Consider the following 21827-nt stretch of genomic DNA (forward strand, 5'->3'; position numbering starts at 1 on the left):
GGGCATTCATCGATGCCCCGTCTCTTCGGAATGACAGCGCGCTCAGAGCACCGCTTTCGGATAGGAGCCCAGGACCTTCAGGGCGACGGCTTCCTGGCCGATCTTCTCCAGGACGTCCTTGATCAGCGGTTCTTTATGGTGGCCGACGAAATCGATGAAGAACACGTAGGTCCATTTGCCGCTGCGCGACGGACGGGTTTCGATGCGGGTCAGGTCGATACCGTTGTTGTGGAACGGTACCAGCAGCTCGTGCAGGGCTCCCGGCTTGTTGCGCATGGAAACGATGATCGAGGTCTTGTCGTCGCCGGTCGGCGGAACCTCCTGGTTGCCGATGATCAGGAAGCGCGTGGAGTTGTCCGGGCGGTCCTCGATCTTCTCGTGCAGCTTGCTCAGGTCGTACAGGCTGGCCGCCATGTCACCGGCGATCGCTGCCGAATTCCACTCGCTCTTCACCCGCTTGGCCGCGTCGGCGTTGCTCGACACCGCCACCCGCTCGACGCTCGGATAGTGCGAGTCCAGCCACTTGCGACATTGCGCGAGGGATTGGGCATGGGAATAGATCCGGGTGATGTTGTCGGTCTTGGTGGTTTCGCCGACCAGCAGGTGATGGTGGATACGCAGCTCGACTTCGCCGCAGATCACCATGTCGTGCTCGAGGAAGCTGTCGAGGGTATGGTTGACCGCCCCCTCGGTGGAGTTTTCCACAGGCACCACGCCGAAGTTCACCGCGCCGGCGGCGACCTCGCGGAACACCTCGTCGATCGCCGCCATCGGCGTGCTGATCACCGCGTTGCCGAAATGCTTGAGTGCCGCAGCCTGGGTAAAGGTGCCCTCGGGTCCGAGATAGGCCACTTTCAGCGGCTGCTCGAGCGCCAGGCAGGACGACATGATCTCGCGGAACAGCCGCGCGACCTCTTCGTTGTCCAGCGGCCCCTTGTTCAATTGCATGATGTGCTTGAGCACCCAGGCTTCGCGCTCGGGACGGTAGAACACCGGCGCCTCGCCCTCGCCCAGGGTCTGGGTCTTCACTCGCGCCACGTCCTGGGCGCAACGGGCACGCTCGCTGATCAGCTCGAGCAACTTCTCGTCGAGGCTGTCGATGCGCAAGCGCAAGGCCTTGAGCTGGTCCTGGTCCGCCATCAGCCGTGCTCCTTCTCGAACTCCGCCATGTATGCGACCAGCGCCTCGACCGCGTCCAGGCCAAGGGCGTTGTAGATGGAAGCGCGCATGCCGCCGACCGAGCGGTGGCCTTTCAGGTTGAGCAGCCCGCGCGCCTCGGCGCCTTCCAGGAACGGCTTGTCGAGACGCTCGTCGGCCAGGCGGAACGGCACGTTCATCCAGGAGCGGGCGCTCGGCTGGATCGGGTTGGTGTAGAAGTCGCTGGCATCGATGGTCTTGTACAGCAGGTCCTTCTTGGCGCGGTTGCGCTGCTCCATCGCGGTCACCCCGCCCTGCTCCTTCAGCCATTCGAAGACCAAGCCGGACAGGTACCAGGAGTAGGTCGCCGGGGTGTTGTACATGGAACCGTTGTCCGCGGCGATCTTGTAGTTGAGCATGGTCGGGCAGACGCTGCGGGCGCGGCCGAGCAGGTCTTCGCGAACGATCACCACCACCAGGCCGGACGGGCCGATGTTCTTCTGCGCCCCGGCATAGATCAGGCCGAAGCGGGACACGTCGAGCGGGCGCGAGAGGATATCGGAGGACATGTCGGTGACCAGCGGCACGTCGCCGGTCTCGGGAATCCAGTCGAACTCGAGGCCGCCGATGGTCTCGTTGGAGGCGTAGTGCACATAGGCCGCGTCCTTGGTCAGCGTCCACTCGTTCTGACCCGGAATGGCGAAGTAGTCGTACTCCTTGGCGCTGGCCGCGACATTCACGGTGCCATAGCGACGAGCCTCCTCGATGGCCTTCTTCGACCAGATACCGGTATCGATATAGTCGGCGACGCCATCTTCGGGCAGCAGGTTCAGCGGAATCTCGGCGAACTGCTGGCTGGCGCCGCCCTGCAGGAACAGCACCTTGTAGTCCGAGGGAATGTCGAGCAGGTCGCGCAGGTCCTGCTCGGCCTTGCTGGCGATGGCCACGTAGTCGTCGCTACGGTGGCTCATTTCCATGACCGAAAGGCCCTTGCCCCGCCAGTCGAGAAGCTCGGCCTGGGCACGTTGCAGAACTGCGTCGGGAAGCGCCGCGGGACCGGCGCAGAAATTGAAGGCTCGCTTGCTCACATCCACTCTCGCTATAGGTAGGGCGGATAGCCGTGAGTTATCCGCCGACGTCATCGGCCGGGCGGGCGCAGGCGCCCGCCCCGAGCCTTACTCTTCGTTGCCTTCCGCTTCCGCCGCGGGCTCGGACTCGGCCGACTCGCCCAGAGATTCGGCAGCTTCCTCGCCCTCGGGCAGGTCCTCGTCATCTCCGCCCGACGGCTCCTGGACACGCTCCAGACCGACCAGTACCTCGTCGCTGGCGAGCTTGATCAGGGTTACGCCCTGGGTATTGCGGCCGGACAGGGAGACTTCGTCGACACGCGTCCGCACCAGGGTGCCCTGGTCGGAAATCAGCATGATCTCCTCGCCTTCCTGGACCTGTACCGCGGCGATCAGCGCGCCGTTGCGCTCGTTGGTGACCATGGCGATCACCCCCTGGCCGCCACGGCCGCGACGCGGGAACTTGCTCAGCGGGGTACGCTTGCCGAAGCCGCGCTCGGAGGCGGTGAGGATCTGCGCCCCGGACTCCGGAATCAGCATGGAGATCAGTTGCTGCCCCTTGCCCAGGCGCATGCCGCGTACGCCGCGGGCGTTGCGGCCCATGATGCGCACCACGCTCTCGGCGAAGCGGATCACCTTGCCGGCGCTGGAGAACAGCATGACTTCCTTGGCGCCATCGGTGATCGCGGCGGCGATCAGGGTGTCGCCCTCTTCCAGCTTGAGCGCGATCAGGCCGCTGCTGCGCGGACGGCTGAACTGCACCAGCGGGGTCTTCTTCACGGTACCGAAGGCGGTGGCCATGAAGATGTAGGCGCCGGTCGGCTCGGCCACCAGCTCGGCGGTCTCGCCCTCGACTTCCTCGACCTCGGCGGCCTCGACCACCTCGCCCTCGAGCACCGCGCCTTCGGCTTCGTCGAGGTCGTCATCGGCGCCGCCGTTCTGCTGCAGCGCCTCCAGGTCGATCTGCAACATCGCGGTGATCCGCTCGCCCTCGTCCAGCGGCAGCAGGTTCACCAGCGGCCGGCCACGCGCGGTACGCGAGGCCTCCGGAATCTCGAAGGTACGCAGCCAGTAGACCTTGCCCTTGCTGGAGAACAGCAGGAGGGTCGCATGGCTGTTGGCCACCAGCAGGTGTTCGATGTAGTCCTCGTCCTTCATCCCGGTGGCGGACTTGCCTTTGCCGCCGCGACGCTGCGCCTGGTAGGCGGCCAGCGGCTGGGACTTGGCGTAGCCGCCGTGGGAAATGGTCACCACGCGGTCTTCCTCGGTGATCAGGTCGGCGATGGTCAGGTCGACCTGGGAAGCCACGATCTCGGTGCGGCGAGCATCGCCGAATTCGGCCTTGACCGCTTCCAGTTCCTCACGGATCACCTCCATCAGGCGCGCCGGGTTGGTCAGGATGCGGATCAGCTCGCCGATCAGGTTGAGGATTTCCTGGTATTCGGAGAGCAGCTTCTCGTGCTCCAGGCCGGTCAGGCGATGCAGGCGCAGCTCGAGGATCGCCTGGGCCTGTTCCGGCGACAGGTAGTACTTGCCGTCGCGCAGGCCGTACTGCGGATCCAGGTCTTCCGGGCGACAGGCGTCGGCGCCGGCACGCTCGACCATCGCTTCCACCGCGCTGGACTCCCAGGCAGTGGCGATCAGGCGTTCCTTGGCCTCGGCCGGGGTCGGCGAACTCTTGATCAGCTCGATCACCGGATCGATGTTCGACAGGGCGACCGCCTGGCCTTCCAGGATGTGCCCGCGCTCGCGGGCCTTGCGCAGCTCGTAGACGGTACGCCGGGTCACCACTTCGCGGCGGTGGCGGACGAACACTTCGAGCATGTCCTTCAGGTTCAGCGTGCGCGGCTGGCCGTCGACCAGGGCCACCACGTTGATGCCGAACACGCTCTGCAGCTGGGTCTGGGCATAGAGGTTGTTGAGGACCACCTCGCCCACCTCGCCGCGACGCAGCTCGATGACCACGCGCATGCCGTCCTTGTCGGACTCGTCGCGCAGCTCGGAAATACCCTCGATCTTCTTCTCTTTCACCAGCTCGGCGATCTTCTCGATCAACCGCGCCTTGTTCAACTGGTACGGCAGCTCGGTGATGATGATCTGCTCGCGACCGCCGCCCTTCTCCATCTCCTCGACGACGGCACGGGCGCGGATGTAGATGCGCCCGCGACCGGTGCGGTAGGCCTCGATGATCCCGGCGCGGCCGTTGATGATGCCGGCGGTGGGGAAGTCCGGACCGGGGATGTACTGCATCAGCTCATCGACGGTCAGGTCGGGGTTGTCCATCAGCGCCAGGCAGCCGTCGATCACTTCGCCGAGGTTGTGCGGCGGGATGTTGGTCGCCATGCCCACGGCGATACCACTGGAACCGTTGACCAGCAGGTTGGGAATCTTGGTCGGCATGACCGCCGGGATCTGCTCGGTGCCATCGTAGTTGGGCACCCAGTCGACGGTTTCCTTTTCCAGGTCCGCCAGCAGTTCGTGGGCCAGCTTGGCCATGCGCACTTCGGTGTATCGCATGGCTGCGGCGTTGTCGCCGTCCACCGAACCGAAGTTGCCCTGGCCGTCTACCAGCATGTAGCGCAGCGAGAACGGCTGCGCCATGCGCACGATGGTGTCGTAGACCGCGGTGTCGCCGTGCGGGTGGTACTTACCGATCACGTCGCCGACCACACGGGCGGATTTCTTGTAGGGCTTGTTCCAGTCGTTGCCCAGCTCGCTCATGGCATAAAGCACACGGCGGTGCACCGGCTTCAGGCCGTCACGTGCATCCGGCAGGGCCCGCCCGACGATCACGCTCATCGCGTAGTCGAGATAGGACTGTTTCAGCTCGTCTTCGATATTGACCGGGAGAATTTCTTTGGCCAGTTCGCCCATGAGAAGCCTGGTTCCTTTTTCTGGTGGAACTTCGCCGCCTCGATCCTGAGGCAAACGAAGTAGGTCGGCGCATGCCCGAGCAGCGCCAACTCACTACAAATCAACGACTTGAGTCAAGGATTCGCGCACTCTCGAGGCCCCTCCGCGGGGCGCTCGAATAACCGTCGGAGCTTACCACAGCCCACGCCCCAGCCCAAGGCAAAGGCCCTGGCGGGGACGACCTCCAGTCGCCTCGTTCAATGCAGGCGCTTGCGGCTCATCAGGGCGGCCATGCGCTCGGCGTCGGGACGCTCGACGACGCCACGCTCGGTCACGATGGCATCGATAAGGTCCGCCGGGGTCACGTCGAATACCGGATTGTAGGCATCGACCTCGGCCGCCACCCGTCGCCCGCCGATTTCCAGCAGTTCGCGACCGTCGCGCTCTTCGATCGGGATGTCCTCGCCGCTCTCCAGGTTCATGTCGATGGTCGAACTCGGCGCCACCACCATGAAGCGCACGCCGTGGTGCATGGCGTTGACTGCCAACTGGTAGGTGCCGATCTTGTTGGCGACATCGCCATTGGCGGTGATGCGGTCGGCGCCGACGATGACCCAGGTGATGTTCTCGGTCTTCATCAGGTGCGCGGCGGCCGAATCCACGTTCAGGCTGACCGGGATGCCTTCGTTGGCCAGTTCCCAAGCGGTCAGCCGCGAGCCCTGGAGCCAGGGCCGGGTTTCGTCGGCGTAGATGCGATTGACCAGGCCTTCCAGGTGCGCGGCGCGGATCACCCCCAGCGCGGTGCCGAACCCGCCGGTCGCCAGGGCGCCGGTATTGCAGTGGGTGAGGATGTTCTGCGGGCTGCCCTGCTGCTTGCGGATCAGCTCCATGCCCAACTGGGCCATGGTCAGGTTGGCCTCGCGGTCGCTTTCATGGATGGAGATCGCCTCGGCTTCCAGCACCGCCAGCGGCTGGTCGCCCTCTTTCATTCGCTCCAGACGGTCGCGCATGCGGTTCAGCGCCCAGAACAGGTTGACCGCCGTGGGTCGCGAGTCGGCCAGCAGGCGGAAGTCCTCCTCCAGCGCGGCGCGCCAGTCGCCGCCCTGCGCCAGGCGCGCGCGGGCGCCAAGGACGATGCCGTAGGCGGCGCTGATGCCGATGGCCGGCGCGCCGCGCACGACCATATCGCGAATGGCCTTGGCCACCTCGGCCGCCGACTCATGTTCGAGCCAGACCTCCTCCTGGGGCAGCAGGCGCTGATCCAGCAACCGCAGCGTACCGTCCCGCCACTCGATCGCCTTGACCCGCTCGGCCGCCAGCAGTCGCTCTCGCATGCACACACCTCTCGCTGAATCACGGAAAAGCTGCGGATTATAACGAGCCCCAGCCGCGGACGCTCGGGTATACTTCCGGCTTCCCGCTCTGCGCCCAGGATGCGCCGCCATGCCCAACGTCCGTAACCCCTTCGACCTCCTCCTGCTGCCGACCTGGATCGTCCCCGTGGAGCCCGCCGGGGTGGTGCTGCGCGATCACGCGCTGGGCATCCGCGACGGCCAGATCGCCCTGGTCGCGCCGCGCGAGCAGGCCATGCGCCATGGCGCCACGGAAATCCGCGAATTGCCCGGCATGCTGCTCGCCCCCGGCCTGGTCAACGCCCACGGCCATTCGGCAATGAGTCTGTTCCGCGGTCTCGCCGACGACCTGCCGCTGATGACCTGGCTGCAGGACCACATCTGGCCGGCCGAAGGCCAATGGGTCAGCGAGGACTTCATCCGCGACGGCACGGAGCTGGCCATCGCCGAACAGGTAAAGGGCGGCATCACCTGTTTCTCCGACATGTACTTCTATCCACAGGCCATCTGCGGCGTGGTCCATGACAGCGGGGTACGCGCCCAGGTGGCGATCCCGGTGCTGGACTTCCCGATCCCCGGCGCCCGCGACAGCGCCGAGGCGATCCGCCAGGGCATGGCACTGTTCGACGACCTCAAGCACCACCCGCGCATCCGCATCGCCTTCGGCCCGCACGCCCCTTATACGGTGAGCGACGACAAGCTGGAGCAGATCCTGGTGCTCACCGAGGAACTCGACGCCAGCATCCAGATGCACGTCCACGAGACCGCCTTCGAGGTGGAGCAGGCCATGGAGCGCAACGGCGAGCGCCCGTTGGCCCGCCTGCACCGCCTCGGCCTGCTCGGCCCGCGCTTCCAGGCGGTGCACATGACCCAGGTAGACGACGACGACCTGGCGATGCTGGTGGAAACCAACAGTTCGGTGATCCACTGCCCGGAATCCAACCTCAAGCTGGCCAGCGGCTTCTGCCCGGTGGAAAAGCTCTGGCAGGCCGGGGTCAACGTGGCCATCGGCACCGACGGCGCGGCCAGCAACAACGACCTCGACCTGCTCGGCGAGACCCGCACCGCGGCGCTGCTGGCCAAGGCAGTGTACGGCCAGGCCACCGCCCTCGACGCCCACCGCGCGCTGCGCATGGCCACCCTGAACGGAGCCCGCGCGCTTGGCCTGGAGCGCCTGATCGGCTCCCTGGAAGCCGGCAAGGCCGCCGACCTGGTGGCCTTCGACCTGTCCGGCCTGGCCCAGCAACCGGTCTACGACCCGGTTTCGCAACTTATCTATGCCAGCGGCCGCGACTGCGTGCGGCATGTCTGGGTCGGCGGCAGGCAACTCCTCGACGACGGCCGCCTGCTCCGTCACGACGAACAGCGCCTGATCGCCAGGGCCCGCGAATGGGGGGCGAAGATCGCCGCCAGCGACAGGTCCTGAACCGCGGCGGGCCGGCCCGCTGCGACAAACTGACATAGGAAGGCGAACCGCCGCCGGCCCCATCCCTCTGCCAAAGCTGGCAACATGAAGGATTGGATTCCGCCGCGGCGGCCCTTCCCCCAAAGGCTTCACTCTTCAACGGGAACGATTATGAGCAACGTCGACCACGCCGAGATCGCCAAATTCGAGGCACTGGCCCATCGCTGGTGGGACCGCGAGAGCGAGTTCAAGCCGCTCCACGACATCAACCCGCTGCGCGTCAACTGGATCGACGAGCGCGCCGGCCTGGCCGGCAAGAAGGTGCTCGACATCGGTTGCGGCGGCGGCATCCTCAGCGAAGCCATGGCCCAGCGCGGCGCCAACGTCACCGGCATCGACATGGGCGAAGCGCCGCTCGCGGTGGCGCGCCTGCACCAGCTGGAATCCGGCGTCGCCGTCGACTACCGGCAGATCACCGCCGAGCAGATGGCCGAGGAAATGCCCGGGCAATTCGACGTGGTCACCTGCCTGGAGATGCTCGAACACGTGCCGGACCCGGCCTCGGTGATCCGCGCCTGCCACCGCCTGGTCAAGCCGGGCGGACAGGTTTTCCTCTCGACCATCAACCGCAATCCCAAGGCCTACCTGTTTGCGGTGATCGGCGCGGAGTACATCCTCCAGTTGCTGCCGCGCGGGACCCACGATTTCCGCAAGTTCATCCGTCCGTCGGAACTCGGCGCCTGGTCGCGCGAGGCCGGTCTCGAGGTCAAGGACATCATCGGCCTGACCTACAACCCGCTGACCAAGCACTACAAGCTGGCCAACGACGTCGACGTCAACTACATGGTCCAGACCCAGCGGGAGGCGTGAAGCGCATGCGGCTCAAAGCGGTACTGTTCGACATGGATGGCACCCTGCTCGACACGGCGCCGGACTTCATCGCCATCACCCAGGCCATGCGTGCCGCCCACGGCCTGCCGCCGGTGGACGAGCAACGGGTGCGCGACGTGGTCTCCGGCGGCGCGCGCGCGATGGTTGCCGCGGCCTTCGGCCTGTCGCTGGACAGCCCGGAACTGGAACCCCTGCGCCAGGAGTTCCTCGACCGCTACCAGGAGCATTGCGCGGTTCTCAGCCGGCCCTACGACGGCATCCCCGAACTGCTTGCGGCGATCGAGAAAGCCGGGTTGATCTGGGGCGTGGTGACCAACAAGCCGGTGCGCTTCGCCGAACCGATCATGCAGCGCCTGGGCTACGCCGAGCGTTCCAGGGTGCTGGTCTGCCCGGACCACGTGACCCGCAGCAAGCCCGATCCCGAGCCGCTGCTACTGGCCTGTAGCCAGCTCGGCATCGATCCGTCGAGGGTGCTGTTCATCGGCGACGACCTGCGCGACATCGAATCCGGCCGCGACGCCGGAACCAAGACCGCGGCGGTGCGCTACGGCTACATCCACCCCGAAGACAACCCCGCGCACTGGGGCGCCGACGTGATCGTCGACCACCCGCGCGAACTCATCGACGTTCTCGACCGCGCGCTCTGCGACTGCTGATCCGCAGCGCCGCCGACAGACAACGACCCGCCGCCAGGCGGGTCATGCATTCAAAGGATTCGACATGTTCCAGTACTCCGCCCGCCCCGACCTGCTGAAAGACCGCGTGATCCTGGTCACCGGCGCCGGCCGCGGCATCGGCGCCGCCGCCGCCAAGACCTTCGCCGCCCACGGCGCCACCGTGCTGCTGCTGGGCAAGACCGAGGAGTACCTGAACGAGGTCTACGACGCCATCGAGGCCGCCGGCCATCCGCAGGCCGCCGTGATCCCGTTCAACCTGGAGACCGCCCAGCCGCACCAGTTCGAGGAACTGGCGGCAACCCTGGAGAACGAGTTCGGCCGCATCGACGGCCTGCTGCACAACGCTTCGATCCTCGGTCCGCGCTCGCCGATGCAACAGATTTCCGGGGAGAACTTCATGCGCGTGATGCAGGTGAACGTCAATGCCATGTTCATGCTGACCACCGCCATGCTGCCGCTGATGAAGCTCTCCAGCGACGCCTCGATCATCTTCACCTCGAGCAGCGTGGGCCGGAAGGGCCGCGCCTACTGGGGCGCCTATTCGGTATCGAAGTTCGCCACCGAGGGCCTGATGCAGACCCTTGCCGACGAACTCGACGGTACCAGCGCGATCCGCGCCAACAGCGTCAACCCCGGCGCCACCCGCACCAGCATGCGCGCCCTCGCCTACCCTGGGGAAAACCCGCTGAACAACCCCACCGGCGAGGAGATCATGCCGGTCTACCTGTACCTCATGGGGCCGGACAGCGCCGGCGTCAACGGCCAGGCCTTCGACGCCCAGTGATTCCCCGGCAGCCTCGCCGCCCGGCGAGGCTGCCCTGTCCTTCCCTTCCCTCTTCCCGTCCGGAACTTCCCATTCTTTTTACATATTTTTCCCACTGAGTGGGAAAGTGGTTTCATTTTCCGGGAAATCGCCTTCACCCTGTGGGTCAAGGAGTTCCCATGTCGAAGCATTCCCCCACCGATCGCCTGCTGCAGATCCTCATTGCCCTTGGCCAGGCGCCCGAAGCCCTGTCTGCCAAGGAGCTGTCGCTGACCCTGGAGCAGCCGCTGAGCAGCACCTACCGGCACCTGAAGACCCTGTTGCGCTGGGGCCTGGCCGAAGAACAGGCCGGCCAGGGCCGCTACCTGCCCGGCCCGGCCTGCCTGCAACTGGCGAAGAAATTCGATCGCGAGGCCTCGCTGATCGGTCTCGCCAAACCGGAACTCAAGCGCCTGGCCGACCTGAGCCAGGAGAGCGTGGCGCTGATGGTGGCCAGCAACCAGCAGGCGATCTGCCTGGAACTGTTCGACAGTCCGCAGCCGCTGCGCTGCTGCTACCAGAAAGGGCTGGCGCAGCCGCTGTTGCATGGCGCCTCGGCCAAAGCCCTGCTGGCGCACCTGGAGGACGAACGGCGCGAGGAGCTGTACCTCGCCCAGGAATTCTCCGCCGAGCGTATCGACAAGCTGGAGCAGGAACTCCGGCTGATCCGCGAACAGGGCTACGCCGTCAGCCAGGGCGAGATCGACGAAGGCGTCTGGGGCATCAGCGTACCGCTGCTGGACAGCCGCCAGCGCCTGCACGGCGCCCTCAGCCTGATGGCCCCCGCCTTGCGCGCCCAGTCGCGCAGCGAACGCTTGCGGCAATGGACCCTCGACGCCGCCGCGCGACTTTCCGCGCGGCTGGACTGACCAACAGGAGTTTCGATGTACCCCGCCCCCGACATGAGCCTCTGGCAAGGCCGGATCGATAGCCAGGAAGGCGCCGACGCGCGGCGCTGGCACCAATGGATGCGCCCCTACGCAGACGACGCCGAAGCGGCCAGCGTGCTGCTCGGTTTCGCCAGCGACGAAGGCGTGCGCCGCAACCAGGGTCGCCAGGGCGCGCGCCACGGACCGCCAGCCTTGCGTCGCGCGCTGGCCAACCTGGCCTGGCACGGCGAGCAAGCGATCTACGATGCCGGCGACATCGTCGCCGGCGACGATCTGGAAGCCGCCCAGGAATGCTACGCGCAACGCGTCGCCGACCTGCTCGCGCGCGGCCACCGGGTGGTCGGCCTGGGCGGCGGCCACGAAATCGCCTACGCCAGCTTCGCCGGCCTCGCCCGCCACTTGAGTCGGCATGAGCGCCTGCCGCGCATCGGTATCCTCAATTTCGACGCGCATTTCGACCTGCGCCACGCCGAACGGGCCAGCTCCGGCACGCCGTTCCGCCAGATCGCCGAACTCTGCCAGGCCAGCGACTGGCCGTTCGCCTACTGCTGCCTGGGCATCAGCCGCCTGAGCAACACCGCGGCGCTGTTCGACCAGGCCCAGCGCCTGGGTGTGCGCTACCTGCTGGACCGCCAGTTGCAGCCTTGGAACCTGGAACGCAGCGAAGCCTTCCTCGACAGCTTCCTGCAATCCGTCGACCACCTCTACCTGACCGTTTGCCTCGACGTGCTCCCGGCCGCCCAGGCGCCCGGCGTCAGCGCGCCCTCGGCGCACGGCGTGGAGATGTCGGTGGTGGAGCACCTGGTCCGCCGCGCCAAGGCCAGCGGCAAGCTGCGCCTGGCCGACATCGCCGAACTCAACCCGCAACTCGATAGCGACCAGCGCACCGCCCGGATCGCCGCGCGCCTGGTCGACAGCCTGGTCAACTGATCGCCCTTTCGCCCACACAACAACAATAGAGCCCCGCCATGCCGACATTGCACCTGGACGCCCTGTCCACCACCGCCCTCGCCCTGCTCCTGCTCGCCCTCGGCAGCCAATTGAAGAAGCGCAGCCGCTGGCTGACACGTCTGTGCGTACCGTCGCCGGTGATCGCCGGCTTCGGCTTCGCCTTCCTGGTCTGGCTGCTCAGGGATCGCGGCTGGCTCGACATCGGCCTCGACACCAGCATGCAGACGCCCCTGATGGTGGCGTTCTTCACCACCGTCGGCCTCGGTGGCAGCCTCGGCCTGCTGCGCAAGGGCGGCAAGACCCTGCTGGTCTACCTGTCGGCCTGCTGGGCGCTGGCGATACTGCAGAACCTGATCGGCGTCGGCAGCGCCGGACTGCTCGGCCTCGACCCGTTGCTCGGGATCATGGCCGGCGCGGTGTCGCTGGAAGGCGGCTTCGGCGCGGCGGCGGCCTTCGGCCCGGTTGCGGAAGGGCTCGGTGCCCAGGGCGCGACCACCGTGGCGCTGGCCTCGGCCACCTTCGGCATGGTCGCTGGCGGGCTGCTCGGCAGCCCGGTGGCGCGCTGGCTGATCGAACGCAACCGCCTGCCGGTGCAGGCGGAAAGCGACAACCGGCTGGAAGCCCTCGGCCAGCAGGAGCGACGCCAGCATGCGGCGGCCACGCTGGACGGCAATCTCCTGCTGCGCCTGCTGACCTGCGTGCTGCTGGTGATGGTGCTCGGCTTCTGGCTCGGCGACGCGCTCCAGGAACGCCTGGGCCTGGTGCTGCCCAGTTATGTCGGGGCGATGTTCATCGCCATCGTCCTGCGCAACCTCGACGACCGGCTCGGCTGGCTGCGCATTCCGGACCACGCCGTCGGTACCCTGGGCGACGTCTGCCTGGGCATCTTCCTGACCATGGCGATGATGAGCCTGAAGTTCTGGGAGCTGGAGAACCTCGGCCTGCCGCTGCTCGGCGTACTGTTCATCCAGGTCGCGGTGCTGTTGCTGCTGACGATCTTCGCGCTGTTCCGCCTGCTCGGCCGCAACTACGACGCGGCGGTGCTCTGCGCCGGCTTCCTCGGCCACGGCCTGGGCGCCACGCCCAACGCGGTGGCCAACATGGGCGCGGTCTGCGAGCACTATCGGGTGTTCTCGCACAAGGCCTTCATCATCGTGCCCCTGTGCGGCGCGGTACTGATCGATCTCGTCGCCATCCCGGCGATCACCTGGTTCATCAACGCCTTCAGTTGAACCATGGCGGCGCTCCGCTAGCGGAGCGCCAGCTTTCCGACGAGCGCCTCGGCCACTCGCCAGCAAAACGCCATTATTCCGTCGAAATCTCTCCGAAATTCCTACAGAATGTGGAAACCATTCCTAGGAAAACCTGTCTGTGCCTCTGATTTCTCCGTTCTTCAGTTGGCTGGCACGAAACTCGCCTTAGCCCTACTGTCGCCGTCTTTCGCGCCAGAGGTTCCGCGCATGGCTCCTCCCAAGCAGTCCAATACCATCGATTTCGACGCCGCCAAGCAGAAGCGCGGCCCCCAGCCCGGCGGCAACGCCAGCGGGCCGCGCGCCAGCAACCTGACGGAGTTGCGCCAGCAACTGACCCTACAGTTGCAGAGCAGCCTGGAGGCGGAGCGGATTCTCGGCCTGTTCTTCGAGGAAGTCCGCCAACTGATCCCGCTGGACGCCCTTGGCTACCGCCATCCGGGCTCCGACCTGCGCCTGGAGTTCGGCAGCAGCGCCAAGCATTCGGTGAGCTATCGCCTGAGCCATGACAGCGACTACCTCGGCGAACTGATCTTCCGTCGCCGCCAGCGCCTCGGCGAAGACGAACAACGGCAACTGGAGAGCCTGCTCGGCACCCTGCTGTTCCCGCTGCGCAACGCCCTGCTCTATCGCGCCGCGATCCAGACCGCCCTGCGCGACGCCCTGACCGGCACCGGCAACCGCATCGCCATGGACCAGGCGCTCGGCCGCGAACTGGAACTGGCCCGGCGCAACCTGCAACCGCTCTCGGTGCTGATGCTCGATATCGACCACTTCAAGCGGGTCAACGACCACTACGGTCACGCCGTCGGCGACGAAGCCCTCAAGGCCGTGGCGGAAACCATCAAGGACCACCTGCGCAATGTCGACATGGTGTTCCGCTTCGGCGGCGAGGAATTCCTCGTCCTGCTGTCCAGCACGCCGCTGCAGGCTGCCTGCATGGTCGGCGAACGCCTGCGCCAGGCGGTGGAGGAACTGGACTACCGGCACGCCGGCGAACCGCTGAAGCTGTCGATCAGCCTCGGTTGCGCCGACCTGCGGCCCGGCGAAGGCAGCGACGACCTGCTGCGACGGGTCGACGAGGCGCTCTACGAAGCCAAGCGCGACGGCCGCAACCGCCTGCGCTGCGCCTGAGGCTTGCCGACTCGCACACCCCGAAGCGCGGAGCGGGCGCATCGGGCGACGGCAGTAGCAACGGCTCTCACCGGCGCAGTCACGGTTTCCGCCAAGGTCCTGCCTCTTATGGCTGCGCCGGCTCGTCCGGGGCGCCATAGGCCTGGCGCAAGCGGACGCGCTTCTCCAGCAGCCAGCCGCTGGTTTCCTTGCCGCCTCGAGCCAGGTACATGACGTTCAGCCACTCGCCGCTCGGCTTGTAGACAGTAACGAAGTCGCCGGGAATCACGAAGACCCCGGTGACACAGTCGGCACGCGGCGCGCTGTGGAAATAGGCGCGCCCCTTGTCGATCACCTCGCCCTCCAGCGGCGGACGGAAGTTGTCCTCGGGGCCGGCCGTCGCCTCGCCAAGGCTTGCACAGCTCTGCGCCGGCATCGCCGCATCCTCGGCCAGCCCGGCGACGCTCCATAGCATGCAGAGCGCGATAGCCAGGATCCTGTGCATTTCACCACCTCCTTGTGTGCGGGCGACCATTAGACACCGATTCCCAGGCATGAAAAAGGCCCCCGAAGGGGCCTTTCCAGGGCGCTTTCCGCTCAGCGGCGGAAGCCCGGACGCATACCGTCGCCGGCCGGTTTCGGCCGCCGCTTGACCTGCGGCTTGCGGGCCGCCGGCTTGTCGCCCGGCGCGCTGGCCGGACGCTCGTCGCGCGGCTTGCTCGGGCGCGGCTTGCGGTTGCTCTCGCGGGGCCGCTCGGCAACCGGAGTGCCCTGCTCGCGCCCCTTGCGCTCGGCGCTCGGCTGCGGACCGCGCGCGGGACGCGAAGCCGGCGCGCGACGAGCGGCATTCTCGCCGTCCTCGCGCCTTGGCGCACGCTTGCGCCCGGCTTCCGGACGCTCGCTGCGCGCCAGCGGACGGGCCTGCTTGCGCTGCTGGCGTTCGGCCTTCTCGCGCGCCTTGGTGGTCATGCCCGGCAGCGCCACCGGCTTGAGGCCGACTTCCTCGCTGAGGATGTCGATTTCGCGCTGGTCCATTTCGCGGTAGCGGCCCATGGTCAGCTCGGAGGTCAGGAACACCGGGCCGAAACGCACTCGCTTCAGGCGGCTGACCACCAATCCCTGGGATTCCCACAACCGGCGCACCTCGCGGTTGCGGCCCTCCATCACTACGCAGTGGTACCAGTGGTTGAAGCCTTCGCCGCCCGGCGCCTGCTGGATATCGCTGAACTTGGCCGGGCCGTCCTCGAGCATCACGCCGTTGAGCAGGCGCTCGATCATCTCTTCGGTGACCTCGCCGCGCACCCGTACCGCGTATTCACGGTCCATCTCATAGGAAGGATGCATCAGGCGGTTGGCCAGTTCGCCATCGGTGGTGAACAGCAGCAGGCCGGTGGTATTGATGTCCAGGCGACCGACATTGATCCAGCGACCGGTGCGCAGGCGCGGCAGGCGGTCGAAGATGGTCGGGCGGCCTTCCGGATCGTCGCGGGTGCAGACCTCGCCTTCCGGCTTGTTGTAGATCAGCACGCGACGGACACTCTCGGCGGCCTCTTCGCGGCGGATCAGGTGGCCATCGACGGTGATCGCATCGTGGCTGTCGACCCGCTGGCCGAGGCTGGCCACGCTGCCATTGACGTTGACCCGACCTTCGGCGATCCACACTTCTACGTCGCGCCGGGAACCGACGCCGAGACGGGCGAGGACTTTCTGCAGTTTTTCCCCGACCGGTACGTGGGGATTCTCTGGGGTATCGTTCATCTGGGCACCTCCCGGTGTGGCTGGCAACGAATCGAAGGGCGCGCATCATACGCGCTTCGTCAGGACAAAGCACCGTCCCCGGGCGGAAACCCGGACAATCCCGCTAGACTAGGCCGGGTTCACCCACCCCGCCACCCGGAGGCCCCGGTGCACGATGTCCCTCCCTTCAGCGGCGCCAAGCTGGCGCTGTTCTATGGCGACCACTTGGTCGTCTACAAACGCGACGAAAAACCCGGCATTCCCTTCCCCGGCTACTGGGACTTTCCCGGCGGCGGCCGCGAGGGCCTGGAGACGCCTGCCGAATGCGCCCTGCGCGAACTCGAGGAAGAGTTCTCCATCCGCCTGGAAGAACCTCGTATCGAATGGCAGCGACAGTATCCGAGCACCAGCGGCAGCGCGCCCTTCGCCTACTTCCTGGTGGCGCGCCTGGAGGACCGCGAATTCGAGGCCATCCGCTTCGGCGACGAAGGACAATACTGGCGATTGATGGAGGTGGACGCCTACCTCGCGCATGCCATGGCCGTACCCTACCTGCAGAGCCGGCTCGGCGACTATCTGCGGGAACGCCGGCGCATCGGCGAATAACGCCGATGACGTCAGCCGTTCCATGCCCCGGATAATCCGGACGGCATAAAAAAACCCGGCCGAAGCCGGGCATGCCCAGGCGGGCAGTCTCAGTGTCTGCGGTGCTCGGCGAAGCGCTCCAGGGCTTCGCGGCTGAGGCGCTCGACCTGGGCCCAGTCGCCGCGGTCGACCACGGCCTTGGGCAGCATCCAGGTGCCGCCGACGCACATCACGTTGGGTACCGCCAGGTAGTCGGCGAGATTGTTCAGGCTGACGCCTCCGGTGGGGCAGAAGCGGATATCGGGGAATGGTCCCGAGAACGCCTTCAGCGCCGCCGGGCCGCCGCTGACCTCGGCGGGAAACAGCTTGAAGCGGCGGTAGCCATGGCGGTAGGCGAGCATGATCTCGGAAGCGCTGGCCACGCCGGGCAACAGCGGGACTTCGCTGTCCAGGGCGAAGCGCAGCAACTCGTCAGTGCATCCCGGGGTGACCACGAAGCTCGCCCCGGCCTTTTCCGCGGCGGCGAAGGTCTGCGGGTCGAGCACGGTGCCGGCGCCGATGCGCAGGTGCGGGCGCTCCTCGCTGAGGCGACGGATGGCGGTCAGCCCGTGTGCCGTGCGCAGGGTGATCTCCAGGGCGGTCAGGCCGCCGGCGGCGAGGGCATCGGCCATCGGCAGGATGTCCGCCTCGCGGTCGATGGTGATCACCGGGAGGATGCGCGCCTCCCGGCACAGCGTGTCGATGCGGGCGGTCTTCTGTTCAAGGTTGTGCATGGCTACAGCTCCGCCACTCAGGGGTACCAATGGATCGTCAGCGGCGCGCGGAGGAAGGCGCGAACCGGCATCCGCCGTTCGTCCTCGACCGCCAGCGCGGTGTTCAGGGTGGCCAGCTTGGACTGGCCCTGGATCGCCAGCAGCTGCACCTTCGCCGCCGCCAGCACGGCGCGCGGTAGGGTCAGGCGCTGGTGCGGCACGCTCGGCGCCCACATCGGCAGGCAACGGCGCGTGCCCTGGGGATCCATCGCCAGGTCCAGGCCAGGGCTGTTCGGGAACAGCGAGGCGGTATGGCCGTCGTCGCCCATGCCAAGGACCAGCACGTCGATCGGCAACGGCAGCTCGTGCAGGTGGTGGTCGGCCAGCTCGGCCGCTTCCTCCAGGCTCGCCGCCGGCTGGTAGAGGCCGATGAAGCGCGCCTTCGCCGCCTCGCCACGGAGCAGGTGGCGGCGAACCAGGCCGGCGTTGCTATCGGCATGCGACTCCGGCACCCAGCGCTCGTCGGCCAGGCTGAGGGTGATCCGCGACCAGTCCAGCGGCTCCTCGCTCAAGGCTTCGAGGAAGGCCACCGGACTGCGCCCACCGGACACCACCAGCAGCGCCTGGCCCTGCTCGGCCAGCGCCGAGCGCAACCGGCCGGCGACCTCGGCGGCCAGGCCGCGGGCCTGCTCGGCGGCGCTGCCCCAGACCTGCAGGCCGACGCCGGCCGGCAGCTTCAACTCAGAAATCGCCATACCAACTCCTCCCATCGCGGGCCACCAGGGCCACCGAGGCCACCGGCCCCCAACTCCCCGCCGGATACGGCTTGGGCGCTTCGCTCAGGCGTTCCCAGCCAGCGATCAGTTGGTCGCACCACTTCCAGGCGAACTCCACCTCGTCCTTGCGCACGAACAGGTACTGGTTGCCCTGGGTGACCTCCAGCAGCAGACGCTCGTAGGCATCGGGAATCCGCGCCGCGTGGTAGGTCTCGGAAAAACTCAGTTGCAGCGGGCCGGTACGCAATTGCATGCCCTTGCCCAGGCCCTGGTCCTTGGTCATCACTTGCAGGGAGATACCTTCGTCCGGCTGCAGGCGGATGATCAGCCGGTTGCTGATCAGCGAACGCTGCTCGGGAGCGAAGATGTAGTGCGGCGGCTCCTTGAAGTGGATGACGATCTGCGACAGCTTCTGCGGCATGCGCTTGCCGGTGCGCAGGTAGAACGGCACGCCCGACCAGCGCCAGTTGCGGATATCCACGCGCAGGGCGACGAAGGTTTCCGCGTCGCTGTCGCGATTCGCATGTTCCTCCTCCAGGTAGCCCGGCACTGCCTTGCCGTCGCTGAAACCGGCGGTGTACTGCCCACGCACCACGCGCGAAGCCAGTTGTTCGGCGGGAATCGGCTCGAGGGCGCGGAGCACCTTGACCTTCTCGTCGCGAATGCTGTCCGCCGAAAGGTCGCTGGGCGGATCCATGGCGATCAGGCAGAGCAGTTGCAGCAGGTGGTTCTGCACCATGTCGCGCAGTTGCCCGGCCTGGTCGAAGTAGCCCCAGCGGCCTTCGATGCCGACCTTCTCGGCCACGGTGATCTCCACGTGGGAGATGTGGTTCTGGTTCCACTGGGTCTCGAAGAGGCTGTTGGCGAAGCGCAGGGCGATCAGGTTCTGCACCGTCTCCTTGCCCAGGTAATGGTCGATCCGGTAGATGCGGCTTTCCGGGAAGAACCGGGCGACTGCCTCGTTGACCTCGCGGGACGACTCCAGGTCATGACCGATGGGCTTCTCCAGCACCACCCGGGTGCGCTCGGCGAGACCGGCGGCGGCGAGGTTCTCGCAGATGCCGCCGAACACCGAGGCCGGCGTGGCGAAGTAGGCGACCAGCGGCAGTTCGTCATCCACCGCCTCGCGCAAGCCGACATAGGCCTGCGGGTCGAGGAAGTCCATGCTCAGGTAGTCGAGGCGTTCGCGGAAACGCTGCCAGACCGCGTCGTCCCACTCCTTCGCCGGCACTGCCAGGCGCAGGCGCTGCTCCAGCGTCGCCAGGTGTTCGGCGGGAGCGCCTTCGTCACGGGCCAGGGCCAGGACGCGGGTATCGCGGTGCAGCAGGTTCTCGCGATCGAGTTGGTAGAGCGCCGGGAACAGCTTGCGCAAGGCGAGATCGCCCAGCGCACCGAACAGCGCTAACGTGCAAGGCAGAACGCGGACATCAGGCATTTGTTGTTACCAACCAAATATTGAGTGATATTGAGCCATCCACTGCGCAATTAAGACAAATATGTAGTAATTAAACAACATATTTTTCCCAGCCCGCCACGCTGTTGGTCGCATGCCGGCCTGACGTTAGGATAGGCGCCGCCGCCGGCCCTTCCCCGCCGGGCCGACAGAACACGAGGAACCCGGATGAAAAACCTGCTGGAGCAGATCCAGAGCCGCCTGGACGAACTGAACAAGGCGGAGCGCAAAGTCGCCGAGGTCATCCTGCAGAACCCGCAGCAGGCCACCCGCTTCAGCATCGCCGCCCTGGCCCAGGCGGCAGCGGTCAGCGAACCGACGGTGAACCGCTTCTGTCGCTCCTTCGGCATGAGCGGCTATCCGGAACTGAAGATCCAGCTGGCCCAGAGCCTGGCTAGCGGCGCTGCCTTCGTGACCCAGGCGGTAGCCGAGGACGACGGGCCGGAAGCCTATACACGGAAGATCTTCAGCAACACCATCGCCTCCCTCGACAGCGCCCACAAGCTGCTCGACCCACGCGTCATCGACCGCGCCGTGGACCTGTTGATCCAGGCCCGGCAGATCCACTTCTTCGGTCTCGGCGCCTCGGCCTCGGTAGCGCTCGACGCGCAGCACAAGTTCTTCCGCTTCAACCTGGCGGTGAGCGCCCAGGCCGACGTGCTGATGCAACGGATGATCGCCTCGGTGGCGCATACCGGCGACCTGTTCGTGGTGATTTCCTATACCGGACGCACCCGCGAGCTGGTGGAGGTGGCGCACCTTGCGCGGGAGAACGGCGCCTCGGTGCTCGGCCTGACCGCCGCCGGCTCGCCGCTGGCCAGGGCCAGCACCCTGTGCCTGGACATCCCGTTGCCGGAAGACACCGACATCTACATGCCGATGACTTCGCGGATCGTCCAGCTCACCGTGCTCGACGTACTGGCCACCGGAGTGACCCTGCGCCGCGGCGTGGACTTCCAGCCGCACCTGCGGCGGATCAAGGAAAGCCTGGTGCCGACCCGCTATCCCCTCGACGAGGACAACTGACCGCCTGCCTATTGCAGGCCGGCGGCGAGACTCAGGCGCATGCGTTCGCCGGGCGCCAGGATCAGCCCACCCGGGCGGTAGCCAGCGGCGCCGATACAGAGGAAGCGTTCCGCTTCGCCCGGCTCGACCTGCTCCACCGGGCGGCTGCCGGGGTGCCAGATCACGCTGCCGGCGCTGACGTTCTTGTCGATCCGCAAGCGGCGGTTCCAGCCGCCGTCCTCCAGCACCAGCGATCCGGGATGGTAGAGCACCTGCTTGACCGCGCCGCGCGGTATCCAGGTTCCCGGAATCCGCGAAGCGCCGCGCTGGCCGCGAGCCGACTCCAGCTCCATGCCGTGCACCACCACCCGGCTCAGCGCGCCGACCCGCCAGTAGGGCTGCAGGGCGAAGCTGAACAGGCAATCGTCGTCTTCCTCATGGTAGCTGCACAGCTCCAGCTCCAGGCGCTGGCCAAGGCGCGCATCGAGGCGCACGTGCCAGTCCTCCAGGTCCAGTTGCCAGCTCACCACCACCTTGCTTTCGTCGGCGTAGGCATCCAGCAGGCGCCATTCGCGTTGCCGCGCCCAGCCCTGCTGCGGCCATTCGCTGCCGTTCGGATGGCTGCCGAACCACGGCCAGCAGACCGGGATGCCGCCGCGCACCGGCGCACTGCTGAGGGCCGGCCATTCGCTGGCGCACCACAGCAACGGGCGTTCGCCCTGCGGCTGGAAATGCAGGAGCTGCGCTCCTTGCCGACTGAATACGGCCTGGCACAGCGGATGGTCGATCAACAGCAGATCGCGACGTTGGAAGCGTACCCAGTCGAACGGTCGCTTGGCCCGCATGGAATGAAAGAAACGCTGCAGCGGATGCTCAAGCATGTCCGATTGTCCTACCCTCTCCCCTTCCCGGAAAGCCCGGGCGTGCATCCGTGTAGTTTTACTACATTTCGCACGCAAGCCCCAAATGATCGGCACAGGAAAAGCGTAGTCGGTTTGTAACAGGCAGCCGGGAAGAGCGGTCGCCGGAAAAAAACGGCCCGCCCGAAACGCTCGGGCGGGCCCAGGCACAACACCGGAGCAGGCAACGCGACGGTCAGAACACCGTCTGGATCTTGATCCCCGCCACCAG

General features: G+C 66.8%; 20 protein-coding genes. 10 read left to right on the forward strand and 10 right to left on the reverse strand.

Going from position 1 to position 21827, the window contains the following annotated elements:
- Positions 1 to 42: 42 nt before the first annotated feature.
- From pheA to mtnA, 4 genes are all read right to left on the reverse strand, one after another.
- Complete coding sequence (pheA, locus tag HMPREF2581_RS28065; RefSeq protein ID WP_003091446.1) at positions 43 to 1140, reverse strand: prephenate dehydratase; 1098 nt, start codon at positions 1138 to 1140, stop codon at positions 43 to 45.
- Complete coding sequence (gene serC, locus HMPREF2581_RS28070; RefSeq protein ID WP_003111764.1) at positions 1140 to 2225, reverse strand: 3-phosphoserine/phosphohydroxythreonine transaminase; 1086 nt, start codon at positions 2223 to 2225, stop codon at positions 1140 to 1142. Before serC ends, pheA begins: the two co-directional genes overlap by 1 nt.
- An 87-nt stretch (positions 2226 to 2312) precedes the next feature.
- Positions 2313 to 5078: a DNA gyrase subunit A gene (gene gyrA / locus HMPREF2581_RS28075; RefSeq protein ID WP_003116419.1), complete on the reverse strand. Its 2766-nt coding sequence runs from the start codon at positions 5076 to 5078 to the stop codon at positions 2313 to 2315.
- A 236-nt stretch (positions 5079 to 5314) separates the two neighbouring features.
- A complete protein-coding gene (gene mtnA / locus HMPREF2581_RS28080; RefSeq protein WP_003091449.1) occupies positions 5315 to 6391 on the reverse strand; it encodes an S-methyl-5-thioribose-1-phosphate isomerase in 1077 nt (358 codons plus the stop codon).
- A 109-nt stretch (positions 6392 to 6500) separates the two neighbouring features.
- On the opposite strand from mtnA, the gene HMPREF2581_RS28085 reads away from it, so the two are divergent.
- From HMPREF2581_RS28085 to HMPREF2581_RS28120, 8 genes are all read left to right on the forward strand, one after another.
- Positions 6501 to 7835: a TRZ/ATZ family hydrolase gene (locus HMPREF2581_RS28085; RefSeq protein ID WP_003091450.1), complete on the forward strand. Its 1335-nt coding sequence runs from the start codon at positions 6501 to 6503 to the stop codon at positions 7833 to 7835.
- 150 nt (positions 7836 to 7985) lie between these two features.
- Positions 7986 to 8684 (forward strand): bifunctional 2-polyprenyl-6-hydroxyphenol methylase/3-demethylubiquinol 3-O-methyltransferase UbiG, encoded by a 699-nt coding sequence (ubiG, locus tag HMPREF2581_RS28090; protein ID WP_003091451.1) that lies wholly within the window; start codon positions 7986 to 7988, stop codon positions 8682 to 8684.
- Entirely contained in the window at positions 8681 to 9361 is a 681-nt protein-coding gene (gene mupP, locus HMPREF2581_RS28095) for an N-acetylmuramic acid 6-phosphate phosphatase MupP (protein WP_003119716.1), read from the forward strand. Before ubiG ends, mupP begins: the two co-directional genes overlap by 4 nt.
- 64 nt (positions 9362 to 9425) lie before the next feature.
- Entirely contained in the window at positions 9426 to 10166 is a 741-nt protein-coding gene (locus tag HMPREF2581_RS28100; protein ID WP_003091453.1) for a YciK family oxidoreductase, read from the forward strand.
- A gap of 158 nt (positions 10167 to 10324) precedes the next feature.
- Positions 10325 to 11053 (forward strand): IclR family transcriptional regulator, encoded by a 729-nt coding sequence (locus tag HMPREF2581_RS28105; protein WP_003138460.1) that lies wholly within the window; start codon positions 10325 to 10327, stop codon positions 11051 to 11053.
- 15 nt (positions 11054 to 11068) lie between these two features.
- Positions 11069 to 12004: a formimidoylglutamase gene (hutG, locus tag HMPREF2581_RS28110; protein ID WP_003138458.1), complete on the forward strand. Its 936-nt coding sequence runs from the start codon at positions 11069 to 11071 to the stop codon at positions 12002 to 12004.
- 38 nt (positions 12005 to 12042) lie between these two features.
- On the forward strand, positions 12043 to 13257 hold the full coding sequence (gene gltS, locus HMPREF2581_RS28115; protein WP_003138457.1) for a sodium/glutamate symporter: 1215 nt from the start codon (positions 12043 to 12045) through the stop codon (positions 13255 to 13257).
- A 228-nt stretch (positions 13258 to 13485) separates the two neighbouring features.
- On the forward strand, positions 13486 to 14409 hold the full coding sequence (locus HMPREF2581_RS28120) for a GGDEF domain-containing protein (RefSeq protein WP_003105929.1): 924 nt from the start codon (positions 13486 to 13488) through the stop codon (positions 14407 to 14409).
- Positions 14410 to 14515: 106 nt separating this feature from the next.
- Here HMPREF2581_RS28120 and HMPREF2581_RS28125 read toward each other — a convergent pair whose 3' ends face one another.
- Positions 14516 to 14893, reverse strand: a complete 378-nt coding sequence (locus tag HMPREF2581_RS28125) for a hypothetical protein (protein WP_003138455.1) — start codon at positions 14891 to 14893, stop codon at positions 14516 to 14518.
- Positions 14894 to 14985: 92 nt separating this feature from the next.
- On the reverse strand, positions 14986 to 16146 hold the full coding sequence (gene rluB / locus HMPREF2581_RS28130) for a 23S rRNA pseudouridine(2605) synthase RluB (protein ID WP_003113439.1): 1161 nt from the start codon (positions 16144 to 16146) through the stop codon (positions 14986 to 14988).
- Between the two features lie 147 nt (positions 16147 to 16293).
- On the opposite strand from rluB, the gene HMPREF2581_RS28135 reads away from it, so the two are divergent.
- Complete coding sequence (locus tag HMPREF2581_RS28135; protein WP_003107683.1) at positions 16294 to 16731, forward strand: NUDIX hydrolase; 438 nt, start codon at positions 16294 to 16296, stop codon at positions 16729 to 16731.
- Between the two features lie 89 nt (positions 16732 to 16820).
- Here the strand turns inward: HMPREF2581_RS28135 and HMPREF2581_RS28140 are convergent, their stop codons facing one another.
- The 3 genes from HMPREF2581_RS28140 to zwf are packed head-to-tail and all read right to left on the reverse strand — an operon-like array spanning position 16821 to position 19673.
- Positions 16821 to 17483, reverse strand: a complete 663-nt coding sequence (locus HMPREF2581_RS28140; protein ID WP_003138452.1) for a bifunctional 4-hydroxy-2-oxoglutarate aldolase/2-dehydro-3-deoxy-phosphogluconate aldolase — start codon at positions 17481 to 17483, stop codon at positions 16821 to 16823.
- A 17-nt stretch (positions 17484 to 17500) separates the two neighbouring features.
- The gene (pgl, locus tag HMPREF2581_RS28145; RefSeq protein ID WP_003130495.1) at positions 17501 to 18217 is read right to left on the reverse strand and encodes a 6-phosphogluconolactonase; all 717 of its coding nucleotides are present in this window, start codon (positions 18215 to 18217) and stop codon (positions 17501 to 17503) included.
- A complete protein-coding gene (gene zwf, locus HMPREF2581_RS28150) occupies positions 18204 to 19673 on the reverse strand; it encodes a glucose-6-phosphate dehydrogenase (RefSeq protein ID WP_003091465.1) in 1470 nt (489 codons plus the stop codon). Before zwf ends, pgl begins: the two co-directional genes overlap by 14 nt.
- 186 nt (positions 19674 to 19859) lie before the next feature.
- On the opposite strand from zwf, the gene HMPREF2581_RS28155 reads away from it, so the two are divergent.
- Positions 19860 to 20717 (forward strand): MurR/RpiR family transcriptional regulator, encoded by an 858-nt coding sequence (locus HMPREF2581_RS28155; protein WP_003091466.1) that lies wholly within the window; start codon positions 19860 to 19862, stop codon positions 20715 to 20717.
- 8 nt (positions 20718 to 20725) lie between these two features.
- Here the strand turns inward: HMPREF2581_RS28155 and HMPREF2581_RS28160 are convergent, their stop codons facing one another.
- The gene (locus HMPREF2581_RS28160; RefSeq protein WP_003112064.1) at positions 20726 to 21577 is read right to left on the reverse strand and encodes a D-hexose-6-phosphate mutarotase; all 852 of its coding nucleotides are present in this window, start codon (positions 21575 to 21577) and stop codon (positions 20726 to 20728) included.
- Between the last annotated feature and the right edge of the window lie 250 nt (positions 21578 to 21827).

It is taken from the genome of Pseudomonas sp. HMSC057H01 (assembly GCF_001836405.1).
In the GTDB taxonomy this organism is placed as follows: Bacteria; Pseudomonadota; Gammaproteobacteria; order Pseudomonadales; family Pseudomonadaceae; genus Pseudomonas; species Pseudomonas aeruginosa.

Bases quoted from the DNA above. Each gene is read 5' to 3' on its own strand.
- pheA (WP_003091446.1), bottom strand. From the start codon at position 1,140: ATGGCGGACCAGGACCAGCTCAAGGCCTTGCGCTTGCGCATCGACAGC.
- gyrA (WP_003116419.1), bottom strand. From the start codon at position 5,078: ATGGGCGAACTGGCCAAAGAAATTCTCCCGGTCAATATCGAAGACGAG.
- mtnA (WP_003091449.1), bottom strand. From the start codon at position 6,391: ATGCGAGAGCGACTGCTGGCGGCCGAGCGGGTCAAGGCGATCGAGTGG.
- HMPREF2581_RS28085 (WP_003091450.1), top strand. From the start codon at position 6,501: ATGCCCAACGTCCGTAACCCCTTCGACCTCCTCCTGCTGCCGACCTGG.
- ubiG (WP_003091451.1), top strand. From the start codon at position 7,986: ATGAGCAACGTCGACCACGCCGAGATCGCCAAATTCGAGGCACTGGCC.
- HMPREF2581_RS28100 (WP_003091453.1), top strand. From the start codon at position 9,426: ATGTTCCAGTACTCCGCCCGCCCCGACCTGCTGAAAGACCGCGTGATC.
- HMPREF2581_RS28105 (WP_003138460.1), top strand. From the start codon at position 10,325: ATGTCGAAGCATTCCCCCACCGATCGCCTGCTGCAGATCCTCATTGCC.
- hutG (WP_003138458.1), top strand. From the start codon at position 11,069: ATGTACCCCGCCCCCGACATGAGCCTCTGGCAAGGCCGGATCGATAGC.
- gltS (WP_003138457.1), top strand. From the start codon at position 12,043: ATGCCGACATTGCACCTGGACGCCCTGTCCACCACCGCCCTCGCCCTG.
- HMPREF2581_RS28120 (WP_003105929.1), top strand. From the start codon at position 13,486: ATGGCTCCTCCCAAGCAGTCCAATACCATCGATTTCGACGCCGCCAAG.
- HMPREF2581_RS28125 (WP_003138455.1), bottom strand. From the start codon at position 14,893: ATGCACAGGATCCTGGCTATCGCGCTCTGCATGCTATGGAGCGTCGCC.
- rluB (WP_003113439.1), bottom strand. From the start codon at position 16,146: ATGAACGATACCCCAGAGAATCCCCACGTACCGGTCGGGGAAAAACTG.
- HMPREF2581_RS28140 (WP_003138452.1), bottom strand. From the start codon at position 17,483: ATGCACAACCTTGAACAGAAGACCGCCCGCATCGACACGCTGTGCCGG.
- pgl (WP_003130495.1), bottom strand. From the start codon at position 18,217: ATGGCGATTTCTGAGTTGAAGCTGCCGGCCGGCGTCGGCCTGCAGGTC.
- zwf (WP_003091465.1), bottom strand. From the start codon at position 19,673: ATGCCTGATGTCCGCGTTCTGCCTTGCACGTTAGCGCTGTTCGGTGCG.
- HMPREF2581_RS28155 (WP_003091466.1), top strand. From the start codon at position 19,860: ATGAAAAACCTGCTGGAGCAGATCCAGAGCCGCCTGGACGAACTGAAC.
- HMPREF2581_RS28160 (WP_003112064.1), bottom strand. From the start codon at position 21,577: ATGCTTGAGCATCCGCTGCAGCGTTTCTTTCATTCCATGCGGGCCAAG.